Origin of the sequence: Parabacteroides sp. AF27-14, from assembly GCF_003635425.1 — a bacterium.
In the GTDB taxonomy this organism is placed as follows: Bacteria; Bacteroidota; Bacteroidia; order Bacteroidales; family Tannerellaceae; genus Parabacteroides; species Parabacteroides distasonis.
Genome location: NZ_QTLZ01000019.1, coordinates 20211 through 33273 on the forward strand (window position 1 = coordinate 20211; position 13063 = coordinate 33273).

Below are 13063 nucleotides of genomic sequence, written 5' to 3' on the forward strand. Positions count from 1 at the left end.
ATCAAGCGAAGATTTCCATGAAAATCGATCTCAATTGACTTTTTGCCAACTCAAAGTCTTGGGGTGCCCCCAACTCCATAGCCAAGGAGGTAACGCCTTTATCCGTAAAGCCACAAGGGTTGATCAATGAAAAGTAACTCAGATCCGTATTTATATTCAAAGCAAAGCCATGCATCGTAACGAACCGGCTGCTTTTCACACCAATCGCACAGATCTTACGGGCACGCCCCGGTACTTCAGGGTCTAGCCATACACCCGTCGCCCCTTCCAAACGTTCCCCTTTCAAGTCGTAAAGCGATAGGAAACGGATGATCGTCTCTTCCAGCATATGGATGTATTGTTTCAATCCCAGATTCCAATATTCCAGATCAAATACCGGATAACCGGTAATCTGTCCCGGCCCGTGATACGTTATATCCCCCCCTCTGTTTATATGGTAAAACGAGACCTCTCGTTCCCGTAAAGTTTCCTCGGGGATAAGCAAATTAGAGTCCTTGCCACTTTTACCGATCGTCAAGACCGGTAAATGCTCACAAAAGAATAATTGATTATCCTCTTTCTTTCCCGTTGCCTTCGCATCCAATAAGACCTCGAAAGCAGCTGTCTGATATTCTAACGCATCGGCATAAGCGATTCGTCCCAAGTCATGATAACGGAAGCTCTCCATTTCTTTCTTTTTTTAACCTTTCCGGTACCGGGATCAACTTGCCCGGCACCATATCCCATTTCTACTTTTATCAGTTTTCCCATTAAGGAAATTATTTTCGCTTGTCGTTTCAGCATATAAGGTGACGGTTTAGCGGAATTAAACTTCCGGGGATTTGGAAGTGTGGCCGCTATTAGGGCTGCCTCGCTTTTGGTCAATTGGTAGGCATGCTTACCGAAATGAGCCTCCGCTACCGCCTCCGCACCATAGATGCCCTCCCCCATCTCTATCGAGTTCAGATAGACTTCCATAATACGTTCCTTTCCCCATATCCATTCGATCAAGAAGGTAAAATAGACCTCGATACCTTTCCGTAAATAACTTTTCCCCGGCCAAAGAAATACATTCTTAGCGGTCTGCTGGGAAATCGTGCTGGCACCTCTTACCCTTTTACCTTTCTCGGCCTCGGCCCGTGCCTTCTGGATTTGTTCCACATCAAAGCCATTATGCTCCATGAACAGGTTATCCTCCGACGCTATGACCGCTTGAACCAAAGGCTGGGCGATCTTGGATATAGGAACCCACGTATGATCGAGTTTCATTTTCTTCCCATCCTGATGCTGCTCATACATACGAATAAACATCAATGGCGTATAATATACGGGTACAAATTTATATACCACTACCGCCAATATACTGGATACAAACAGGAAGATCAACAGATTCCTGCACCAGATCCATATCCGTTTTACCAGAGGTGCTACCATATTCTTCTATTTGGAGAGACAAAGGTAAAGAATATTTCAGTTTCCGGCAGACTGAAACTCATAATTTACAGAAAAGGCACTATCTTTGGCTTTTGACAACTTTCCACCCTGTCATATGGTTATTTGATAAATAAATTAGTATGGAGAATCGTTTTTTAGGACTCATAGAGAATAGCATCAAGGAGCATTGGGATCTCCCGGCGTTCTCCGATTATAATGGACATACCTTCCATTATAAAGATGTAGCTCGTCGAATCGAGAAATTTCATATTATCCTAGAGCATGCCGGCATTAAAAAGGGGGATAAGGTGGCTTTAGTTGGACGGAACTCCTCCAACTGGGCGATCTGTTTCTTCGGGATCTTGGCTTATGGAGCCGTAGCCGTGCCTATCCTACATGAATTCAAACCGGATAATATACATCATATCGTAAATCATTCCGAGGCAAAGGCAGTCCTTGCCGCTTCCAGCAACTGGGAGAATATGAATGAACGCATGATGCCCGACGTGAAACTGTTCATGATGCTGGATAACTTCTCGATCATTCACAGTAAAAGCAAAGAAGTCCGGGTAGTAAGAGACCGGATCAATGAATATTTCGGTAAAAAGTATCCTCGTTCATTCACGTCGAACGATGTTCGGTATCACGTGGAAAAGCCGGAAGAATTAGCGGTACTTAATTATACTTCCGGAACCACCAGTTTCTCGAAAGGGGTTATGATCCCCTATCGGAGCTTATGGAGTAATACGCAATTCGCTTACGACAATTTACCGTTCATCCATCCGGGAGATAATATCGTATGTATGCTTCCGATGGCCCATATGTACGGATTGGCATTCGAGGTATTGAATTCCGTGAATAAAGGCTGCCATGTACACTTCCTCACACGTACCCCCAGCCCGAAAATCATAGCGGAAGCTTTTACGACAATCAAGCCGGCGCTGATCCTAGCCGTACCTCTGATTATCGAGAAAATCATCAAAAACAAGGTATTCCCCGAACTGGAGAAGCCTTTGATTAAATTGCTCTTGAAAGTCCCCTATATAGACCAGAAAGTACTGGATACCATTTCCGCCAAGTTAACGGCGTCTTTCGGAGGGAACTTCGGGGAGATCGTTATCGGAGGAGCCGCTATCAATAAAGAAGTGGAGACGTTCCTTCATTCCATCCATTTCCGCTATACCGTAGGCTACGGGATGACCGAATGTGGCCCGCTAGTCTCCTATGCGCAATGGGATGAGTTTAAGCCCGGTTCCGTAGGACGTATCGTCGACCGTATGGAAGTCCGCATCGATTCAGAGGACCCGGAAAACAAGGTGGGAGAAATATTGGTGAAGGGTATGAACGTGATGCTCGGTTATTACAAGAATCCGGAGGCTACGAAAGCCGTTATGATGCCTGACGGATGGATGCGTACCGGCGATCTGGGAACCCTCGATAAAGATGGATTTTTATATATCCGCGGCCGTAGTAAAACCATGATTCTAGGCCCCAGCGGACAAAATATCTATCCGGAAGAGATCGAGGATCGCTTGAATAATATGCTATATGTAGCGGAATCGCTCATCATCTCCCAAGGAGGTAAACTAGTCGCCCTCATCTATCCCGATTGGGAGCAAGTAGATAAGGCAGGTATACAACATTCCGAAATCGAGAAGTTGATGCAGACCAACATTGACCAAGTAAACGAGGAGATGCCGAATTACAGTAAAATCACCTGTTTCAAGCTGTATCAAGAAGAATTCGAGAAAACACCCAAAAGAAGCATCAAGAGATATTTATACCAACCGGCCGAATAAAAAGAAAGCCGTCTTTTGTTAAAGACGGCTTCTTTTATATAAAGTAAATTTTATCCTTGACGAAAATCTTTTAAAACTTTTTGTAATTCTTGTCGAGCGAAAAATATACGGCTCTTAACCGTCCCCAGAGGAACATCCAGTTTATCAGCGATCTCATTGTATTTATAGCCACTCAAAAACATAGAGAATGGAACCTTCAACTCATTGTTCAAACCGTTGATCGCTTTCGTGATCTCTTGAATTTGATAAGCGCCATCCGGAGAGTCAAAACCTGAATCGTTCACGATATCCAAGTTATATAAGTCGACACCTTGATCTACGACAGTTTGCGTGCGAACGATCTTGTGATAATTGTTAATGAAAATGTTACGCATCACAGTCAAGACCCAGCCCTTAAAATTGATATTGTCTACAAATTTTTCTTGATTGTCTAAAACCTTCAGCGTTGTGTCCTGCATCAGATCTTGGGCATCATCCCTATTCGCTGTAAGCATAAGCGCAAAATTCATCATGTTTTCTTGCATGCTCAATAATTTTTTCTGAAATTGCAACGCATTCATATTGTTACTAGTTAAATAAAGTTTAATACTGTATAAGTATTATCCCTCAAACATTGAAGGATGCAACAAATATATAAATTAAAAATGGAGATATACAGTTCTTTGATAAATATTAATATTAAAAATCGTAACTTAATATTTTTGTTGTAAATCTTACTGAAAATGAGTATTATTTATAAGTTGCACAAGTTACAAAAATCAACATTTACAACAAGCCAGTTACAATTTTCAACCAAATATTAAAAACGAATATAATACAAACAAGATGAAACGTTTATTAACAATATTAACAGCTATAATATTAATACTTGCAATCTCTCTTCAATCGGAGGCTAAAGAGAAGTCCTTAATATATACGATTGATATAAAAAAAGAGATCGATAACACCACGTGGATTTATCTCCATAACGGATTATCAGAGGCCAAGCAATTGAACGCCGATGCCATCTTATTGCATATGAACACATACGGCGGATTACTGGAATCTGCAGATTCTATGCGAACGGCTATTTTATATAGTCCCATACCGGTATATGTATTTATCGATAATAACGCAGCTTCAGCAGGTGCTTTAATTTCCATAGCATGCAAGAAAATCTATATGCGGAAAGGGGCGAATATAGGAGCGGCAACGGTTGTCAATCAAACGGGTGCGGCTCTACCTGATAAATATCAATCTTATATGCGTTCCATGATCCGTTCGACGGCTGAGGCGCAAGGGAAAGATACGCTTATACAAAACGGCGACACGATCTATAAATGGAAAAGAGATCCTTTAATCGCCGAAGCGATGGTCGATGACAGAGTGATCGTCCCCAACCTCATCGATAGTGGTAAAGTATTGACACTTACCTCTCAAGAAGCACTCAAATGGGGTTATTGCGATGGCATCGCCGAGAGTCCGGGTCAAGTAATCACAGAATATATCGGATGTAAGGACTATGAGATTAAAAGTTATGAACCCTCATGGTTCGATAATGTAAAAGGTTTCTTTATGAGTCCGGTAATACAGGGCTTATTAATCATCATTATCATCGGTGGTATTTATTTCGAGATGCAAACCCCAGGGCTTGGTTTTCCATCCGCTGCCGCGATAATAGCGGCTATCCTTTACTTCGCTCCTCTCTATATGGACGGGTTGGCTGAAAACTGGGAAATCCTGTTATTCATTCTCGGCGTTATATTAATAATGCTGGAGATATTCGTGATCCCGGGCTTTGGCATAGCGGGGATAAGTGGAATTATTCTCGTGGTCGGCGGACTTACAATGAGCTTACTGAACAATACTGTTTTTGATTTTCAAAACGTATCTGGAATGGATACGGGCAGAGCCGCTTTAACGGTTCTATTAGGTCTGGGTATCGGATTCACGCTAGTGATATGGTTATCCAACAAAATAGGACATAAAGGACCGCTAAAGAAAATGGCATTAAACGCTGATTTGGAAAAAGCGGTATCCAGCCCCAATTTGACACAACTGATCGGAAAAGAGGGCACGGCCGCTACCGTTTTACGTCCTTCGGGTAAGGTATCTATCGAGGGAGAGTTGTATGACGGCGTATCGGAGTCTGGCTTCATCGAGAAAGGGACTCCTATCAAAGTCGTCAGATTCGAGAGCGCGCAAGTCTATGTAATCAACCTATAAACGAGTCTATGCGATCCGTTTATAGGCAATACATTTATCGATCACGACATATTCCATCGCTCCCATAGCCATCAAATCACTTAGGATGTTACGGGCCGCATAATAATTGATATGGGCGATACGGCAAAACTGCTTTATGCTGATATAAGGATGCTCGTCGAGCCAAGAAAACAGGATCTCGACGGGCTTACTTATTTTCAGCAATGTACCTTCTTTGGTTTTCTGCTTCTTCCATGCTTGCATGAGGACTTCATTCGCTAATATATTCTCGTCCGCAACCCGGATATAGGCCTTGTATTTATCGTCTTTATCCGGTGCCGTATGCGGTTTCTCATCGCTTGGGGCGATATAGACCTCCAATACGGTCTTCCCGTTGACATCCCAGCGCTTAGCTGTAAACGGCACCTCGGGATGCGTATACATTTTAGAAGCAGCCTCGATCATATAATATTCCTCCTCACTTCTCACACCGGAAATAGCGCCGTTATCCTTCACTCCAATCAGCAGACGCCCGCCATCTGTATTCGCGAACGCACTCAACGTCCGGGCGATCTTCTTGCTGTCGCTCACCTCAAACTTGAAATCAAGTTGTTGATGTTCCCCTTGCTCTATAAGCGCTTCAATCGGATGTTTCTTCTTCATTTTGGCTTCTGTTTTGAGACACAAAATTAAAATAAATACCTAACTTTGGCAATCGAAAAAACAATAAACGATGTCTCAGATACCTGCGCTAATATCAGATCTTGCGGTCATACTCATATCCGCCGGGTTGGTTACCCTGTTATTCAAAAAGTTAAAGCAACCGGTCGTATTGGGGTATATCGTAGCCGGAATACTCGCCGGACCTTCCATCGAGCAAATACCGACAGTTACAGATGTGGAAAGTATCCGTATCTGGGCTGATATAGGCGTTATCTTCCTGTTATTCGCTTTGGGGCTCGATTTCAGTTTCAAGAAGTTGATGAAGGTGGGAGGAACCGCCGTCATTGGAGCCATAACCGTTGTTATAGGTATGATGACAGCGGGATATATCACGGGCTTATCACTGGGTTGGGGACATATGAACAGTCTTTTCCTCGGAGGTATGTTATCGATGTCTTCCACGACGATTATCTTCAAGGCATTCGACGACATGGGATTGCGTAACCAACGATTCGCCGGTGTCGTATTCGGTATCTTGGTGGTAGAGGATCTATTCGCCGTATTATTAATGGTATTACTTTCTACCGTAGCGGTAAGTAAACACGTGGAAGGCATGGAGATGCTGGATAGCGTGGTCAAATTAGGCATTTTCCTTTTATTCTGTTTCGTCGTCGGGATCTATTTGATCCCCTCTTTTCTGAAAAAGGCAAAAAGCTTCCTAAATGAGGAGACTCTGTTGATCGTGAGCATCGGGTTATGCCTTGGTATGGTTATGATCGCCACAAAAGCCGGATTCTCATCGGCTCTCGGAGCTTTTGTCATGGGTTCGATTTTGGCCGAGACCATTGACGCTGAACGGATCGAGCATTTGGTAAAACCCGTAAAAGACTTATTTGGAGCGATTTTCTTTGTGTCTGTAGGCATGTTAATCGATCCTCAGATGCTCTGGGAGTATAAAATCCCGATTTTCATTATCACGCTCGTAGTCATGGCCGGACAGATTTGTTTCGCCAGCTTCGGAGTATTACTGTCCGGACAACCGATAAAAATAGCCATCCAGTCTGGTTTCTCGTTAGCGCAGATCGGAGAATTCGCCTTCATCATCGCAGGTTTGGGACTATCATTAAACGTGACGGATCAATATCTGTATCCGATCGTTGTCGCCGTATCCGTGATCACGACATTCTTCACACCTTATATGATCCGGCTAGCGGAACCTACCTACAAATGGGCGGAGCGGATCATACCGGAGAATTGGAAACAGTTCTTGGAGCGATATTCATCCGGTTCCAATACGATCCGTCAAAAAAGCGCATGGAATAAGTTACTAAAAGCTTTGGTCCGCATCGTCGGTACTTATACCGCCGTCTGCCTAGTACTTATCTTTTTATGGCTACAAATCGTGACTCCGTTCATCTGCAAACATTTGCCCGGCATCCAAGGAAATCTAATCTCCTTGATCTTAATCCTAGCTCTGATCTCCCCGATGTTGCGGGCGATCATGATGAAAAAGAATCATTCCGTGGAGTTCCAGCAATTATGGAACGATAATAAATATAACCGGGGTCCCCTAGTCTCACTCGTGATCCTCAGAATCCTGCTCTGTATCGGTCTCGTCATGCTTCCTGTCGCACGGTTATTGAATGCTGCGCTAGGAATTATGCTGGCGGTCGCTTCCGCTGTTATCGTATTAATGATATTCTCCAAACGGCTAAAGAGGCAGTCGATCTTGATGGAACGGCATTTTTTCAGTAACCTTGTAGCGAGGGAAGTGGAGCAAGAGCGAAAAGCCCCGATCAACCAGCGTTTCGCGAACCACTTATTAGAACGAGATCTCCATTTAGCGGATTTCGAGGTGAAGCAGAATTCCCCCAGTATGGGAAAAAGCCTGAAAGAATTAAACTTCAGGCAAAAGTGCAACGTAAATATCGTAACGATTATCCGGGGAGAGAAGCGAATCAATATACCGGGAGGAGACGAGCGGCTCTACCCGTTCGATAAACTGGTAGTAGTTGGCGCCGATGATGATCTGGAGCACTTTAGGAAATATCTGGAGGAACGCTACAAGAAATCATACGCCGAGCAATCGAACACAAGAAAGGAAGAGATGAACATGGAGCAAATCATTATCTCGGAAGGTTCCCGATTGATTGGCCGCTCCATCATAGAGTCCGGTATCCGTGATAAAGCCGCTTGTTTGGTAATCGGTATCGAACGTGGAAGTAGCTCGATCAAGAATCCGCCTCCCAGTACGGTTTTCGAGGAAGGAGATATCGTATGGATCGTAGGCGAACGGGATAAGTTGATCCAGTTAAGCGAAGGAAAAGTAGTAACCAGTTAACAAAACGATATAGAATGATGAAGTTTATAGGAATTATTCCGGCGAGATACGCCTCTACCCGTTTTCCGGGGAAGCCATTAGCGGATATGAACGGAAAGCCCATGATACAACGTGTATATGAGCAAGTAAAGGATGTCTTAGACTCCGTTTGCGTAGCTACCGACGATATCCGGATAGAGAATGCGGTTAAAGCCTTCGGTGGCCAAGTCGTCATGACCTCCGATCAACATCGTAGCGGTACGGATCGTTGCTACGAGGCTTATCAGAAAATAGGCGAAGGGTATGATGTGATTGTCAATATCCAAGGTGACGAGCCTTTTATCCATCCCAAGCAAATCCAGACGATCAAAACCTGCTTCGCCGACGCAAACACGCAAATAGCGACATTGGTAAAGCCTTTCCGTTCGGACGATGATTTCGAGAGTACCCTATTCAATCCCAATTCCCCGAAAGTCGTACTCAACAAAAACAACGAGGCTATGTATTTCAGTCGATCTATTATTCCTTATATCCGGGGCAAGAAATATACGGAATGGTTGCCGAGTCATACCTTTTACAAGCATATCGGGTTATATGCCTATCGTGCGCAAGTGCTGAAAGAAATCACCCAATTACCTCAATCCGCTTTAGAACTGGCGGAAAGCCTTGAGCAATTACGCTGGTTGGAAAACGGATATAAAATCAAGGTCGGCATCACAGAGCAAGAAACGATCGGTATAGATACACCGGAGGACATGGAGAAAGCCTTAGCCTTCCTCGCGAACCGCTGATCACTTACACTATTATTCAATGAATATAGTCAGAGTAGTACCAATAGGTGGAGGAATAACGTTCTCGTAATTCCTCCTTTGCTTTTCTACCCGATTTACAATGGATGTAATCTTGGTAATTCTCGATAACATCTTGAGGTATCTGATAACCGGCCACCTCCTCGTCCGAGCTTTTAGATAAGACTTGTACCAAAGCCTCCTCATACAAACGGGGTACAACCTCAAATTTTCCTTTATAATAAGTATCGAACGCATTCTTAAAACTATTCAAATTCTCGTTCAGTAAATAATAGCACAACAAATAATCCAATGCCTGTTTATTTTCCGGATATTCCGCCACCAAACTTGACAGTACGCCCGGATAATCGGATATGGACATTAGTATGTCGTGCTCTCGCTCCCAATCACTTTTCCTCGGCAAACGTTTCTCCATCGACAAGGTCTCCTCACCCTTCAACTGTTCCTCCTTCGACCTTGCCCATGAGTGATAAAATAACGTCGCGTCCAATAGGTTCAGGTATTTTCTAGCCTCCTCAATATCCCCTCGCCGCATATCAATCTCCACCAGCCGCTTGATCTGCCGTACACTTCTTTGTTTAGGGCTGAACAAGATTCCTTCGATCGCCCGGTGACGGGCCATATCCATATCTCCCAATTGATAATACACCTCATTACTGAAAAACACGGGAAGTATAGAAGACCTCAAATCGATCGGTAAGAACAAGGCGTCTGCCCCTCGTTGATAATGATCCATCAAATTCTGGGGCAACTCGTTCTTCTTGGAGAAAGCGATATTCCTATAATAACTTACCAAGATATCGGGAGAATCAAATCCGGCAGACAAATCCAAGACTCGCTCCCAATCACCCCTATAGATCGCTTGGTCTACTGCCAGAACCTTTTCCCGCTTCCGGTTCGTACCCGCTATAACAAATGAAAAGAATCCAAATACGACTAAAAAGGTTATAAGCAAGCTATGCCGGTTCAGACGTATCCTACGTATACTTTTAATCTCCAAAGCGAATATCTCTAGAATCAACGCTAAAGCGGGGAAATATACGCTCAAGCCATCCACATGGGAATATTTATAGGCCTCCTCAATGCTCAATCCATAAAAATGACGCATGAACAACGGATATAAATAACTCGATAACAAAAGAGAAAGCCAGAACCACCACCGTTTCCTATTCTTGGCTCCCTCATAGAATATCACCATCAAGGAGAAGACAAACAGCCGGCTACCGACCATGCTATAAATTATGGGAAGAAGTATAAAAGCCACCCAAACGGACGTTCTCTTATTCTTAATCCGGATGTATCCCAAGAAGAGCCATAGCACGAAAATCAACGTAAGCGTAGACGCTATACTATACGACAACCGGCAAATCAATCCCCACTCTAACGCTACCGGAAACAACGCATATATGGAGACCATATTACCATTCCCGAACTTGCGTAAAACCCGCATAGAGTAGTACCATAAGAGCAACAACACGCACGTCACGATTAACGGGCCTATCACAGTCAAATGGAAGAACTGTATCAAGAAATTCCCCACATAACAGCTCAACCAAGCCGGCTCATCCCAGAACGAGATAAAATAATCGGTGGTATACAAAAAAATCCTCATCTGCTCTTTGAAGAACAAATGGTTTGGGTAAATCCATTGAAAGAAAGCAAAGCATACTACGAAGAATATTCCCGCTATTACCCATTGAAGCGATCGTTCATTTTTTGTCATTGACAAAATCCCTTATTTATAACCTCCCTATTTCCTCAATATAGAAAAAATCAATTTCCTCATCAATCTTTTGAATACAAAACAATGCAAACAAACAAAAAGTTTTGAATAAATACAAATAAACAAATAGAATCATGATCAAGACGTCTTGTTTTTCAAGTAGAGGAGCCAAGATATACAAAAAAGTCCCTTTATCTACCAATAAGCAGATAAAGGGACCTTTTTCAAGGACAACAATTACTATTATCCTATCGTTTTTTCTTAGCCTCTTGTTGTTTACGCAACGTCTCCTGCTGTGCTCGTTGAGCCTCTTCCAGACGTTTCATGAAACTGGATTTCTTCATCGGTTTCCGTTTGTTTGCTTCCAACTTAGCTAACAATTTATCCTCATTGATCGTATAGCGGAAGATCAATGTCTGCACGATTGTGATCAACGTAGAGATGAAATAGTAATACGTCAAACCGGAAGCATACTGGTTGAAGAACACCAAGAACATCAACGGCATCATGTACATCATGGCCTTCATGCCCGGCATCTGTTGCTGCCCAGTATTCGTCATCTCCATATTATACTTGGTATAAAAAATATTCGTGATCGTCATCAACAAACAGAACAAACTGATGTGATTTCCGAAATACGGAGTGATGATCGGAATATATTTATTCCAACTAAAGATAGCGTCGTAAGTAGACAAGTCGTGCGCCCAAAGGAAACTCTGGTGACGTAACTCGATCGCCGACGGGAAGAACATGAATAAAGCGATTAAGATCGGCATCTGCAACAACATCGGCAAGCAACCACTCATCGGGCTCGCCCCCGCACGGCTATATAGCTCCATCGTCGCTTTCTGCCGTTCCATAGCCTTATCCTGTCCGGGATACTTAGCGTTGATCTCCTCCACTTGCGGACGCAATACACGCATCTTGGCGGACGACATATAAGACTTATACGTCAACGGGAAAAGGATGATCTTCACGATGATAGTCATCAAAAGAATTAAGATACCATAATTATGGATAAACTTACCCAAGAAGTCGAACAAGGGGATCACGAAATATTGGTTCACCCAGCGGAAGATACCCCAGCCTAGCGGAACCAACTTCTCCAGATCCAGTTGCTGCTCGGCAGAGACTCCCTTATCGAAGGACTTCAACAAGGCGAACTTATTCGGTCCGAAATAAAAGGACAGGTTCGTGGCCTCCTTACCTTGCAAGTCGAAAGGTACGGAAGCGGTCGTCTTGAATTGTTTCAACACATCCCCCTCCGGAATCGCTTTCGAGTCTAAGGTAGTAGCCTCAAAGCCCTCTTGCGAGATCAATACGGTAGAGAAGAACATATCCTTATAACCGATCCATTTCAAGCGGTTCGGGATCTGCTTGCTGTCACTCTTCGACTCGCTCAGGTGTTCCACGTCGTCCGCCATGAACTTGTAGTTCAAGGTCACGTAGCGATCCTCAAACTTACGTCCTTTTTCCTGTTGGCAGATATCCTGCTCCCACAATAAATCCAAGGCATTCGTGCTCGGTGCCAAGACACCGTTCAATCCCGTACCCAGAATCTGGTATTGCACCATATAATCATCCGGTTTCAAGGTATAGGTAAAATCCAGATGACTACCCTCGCCGGTGTTCAAACGCATGATCACGGAATTCGGGTCATTCCCTTTAACCGGGGTAAAATACAAATCGCTCGTATTCACGACACGGTTCGTAGCCGTGACCAACGTGAAATTAAAATTAGACTCTTTCTCGTCGAACAAAACGAGAGGCTCGTCATTATACGTATCATACTCCTTCAAGCGTGCGTAACAAATACGTCCGCCCTTATTGCTGATACGCAGCTCGACCACGTCATTTTGCAGGGTCGTGTAATCTTCCGTGCCCACCATAGCATCGCCGAATACACCGAAGCTCTGCTGCAAACGTTGCGCCCGTACCGAGTCCGGCAGGTTCTCCAACGAATCCTCCACTAAAGCACTCTTGTTCTCTTGTTTCTGCAATTCCAGTTGCTGAGCATACTCAATCTTCGCGATTGAATCTTGGTAACGGCGCTGTGCCTCCAACTGCTCAGGCGTTGGCCTGTTGAACCAGCTAAACGCGAATAATACGACACCGATCAGCAGAAAACCTATTAATGTGTTTTTATCCATTT

Annotated in this window: 10 protein-coding genes; 4 read left to right on the forward strand and 6 right to left on the reverse strand. The window is 43.8% G+C overall.

What is annotated here, in order from left to right:
• Position 1 precedes the first annotated feature (1 nt).
• Both lipB and mtgA read right to left on the reverse strand, forming a co-directional pair.
• Positions 2–667 carry a lipoyl(octanoyl) transferase LipB gene (gene lipB / locus DWY79_RS16905; RefSeq protein WP_121773443.1) on the reverse strand — a complete coding sequence of 222 codons (666 nt, stop codon included), beginning with the start codon at positions 665–667 and terminating at the stop codon, positions 2–4.
• A complete protein-coding gene (gene mtgA, locus DWY79_RS16910) occupies positions 613–1413 on the reverse strand; it encodes a monofunctional biosynthetic peptidoglycan transglycosylase (protein WP_005865395.1) in 801 nt (266 codons plus the stop codon). The genes lipB and mtgA overlap by 55 nt, the downstream gene beginning before the upstream one ends.
• A 140-nt stretch (positions 1414–1553) precedes the next feature.
• On the opposite strand from mtgA, the gene DWY79_RS16915 reads away from it, so the two are divergent.
• On the forward strand, positions 1554–3212 hold the full coding sequence (locus DWY79_RS16915; RefSeq protein ID WP_005855687.1) for an AMP-binding protein: 1659 nt from the start codon (positions 1554–1556) through the stop codon (positions 3210–3212).
• Positions 3213–3262: 50 nt separating this feature from the next.
• Here DWY79_RS16915 and DWY79_RS16920 read toward each other — a convergent pair whose 3' ends face one another.
• Positions 3263–3772 (reverse strand): RNA polymerase sigma factor, encoded by a 510-nt coding sequence (locus DWY79_RS16920; RefSeq protein WP_122369872.1) that lies wholly within the window; start codon positions 3770–3772, stop codon positions 3263–3265.
• Between the two features lie 265 nt (positions 3773–4037).
• Here DWY79_RS16920 and DWY79_RS16925 point away from each other — a divergent pair, with 265 nt between their 5' ends.
• Positions 4038–5417: a nodulation protein NfeD gene (locus DWY79_RS16925; RefSeq protein ID WP_122369874.1), complete on the forward strand. Its 1380-nt coding sequence runs from the start codon at positions 4038–4040 to the stop codon at positions 5415–5417.
• A gap of 6 nt (positions 5418–5423) precedes the next feature.
• Here DWY79_RS16925 and DWY79_RS16930 read toward each other — a convergent pair whose 3' ends face one another.
• Positions 5424–6059, reverse strand: coding sequence for a helix-turn-helix domain-containing protein (locus DWY79_RS16930; RefSeq protein ID WP_005855682.1), 636 nt, complete (start codon positions 6057–6059; stop codon positions 5424–5426).
• 70 nt (positions 6060–6129) lie between these two features.
• Between DWY79_RS16930 and DWY79_RS16935 the strand changes: the two genes are divergently transcribed.
• Together DWY79_RS16935 and kdsB are read left to right on the forward strand one after the other, a co-directional pair.
• Positions 6130–8400 (forward strand): cation:proton antiporter, encoded by a 2271-nt coding sequence (locus DWY79_RS16935; RefSeq protein ID WP_044546197.1) that lies wholly within the window; start codon positions 6130–6132, stop codon positions 8398–8400.
• Between the two features lie 17 nt (positions 8401–8417).
• Positions 8418–9170, forward strand: coding sequence for a 3-deoxy-manno-octulosonate cytidylyltransferase (gene kdsB, locus DWY79_RS16940; protein WP_122369887.1), 753 nt, complete (start codon positions 8418–8420; stop codon positions 9168–9170).
• A gap of 16 nt (positions 9171–9186) precedes the next feature.
• On the opposite strand, the gene DWY79_RS16945 is transcribed toward kdsB, so the two are convergent.
• Both DWY79_RS16945 and yidC read right to left on the reverse strand, forming a co-directional pair.
• Positions 9187–10911, reverse strand: a complete 1725-nt coding sequence (locus tag DWY79_RS16945; protein WP_036630262.1) for a DUF6057 family protein — start codon at positions 10909–10911, stop codon at positions 9187–9189.
• 248 nt (positions 10912–11159) lie between these two features.
• Complete coding sequence (gene yidC / locus DWY79_RS16955; protein ID WP_122369876.1) at positions 11160–13061, reverse strand: membrane protein insertase YidC; 1902 nt, start codon at positions 13059–13061, stop codon at positions 11160–11162.
• Between the last annotated feature and the right edge of the window lie 2 nt (positions 13062–13063).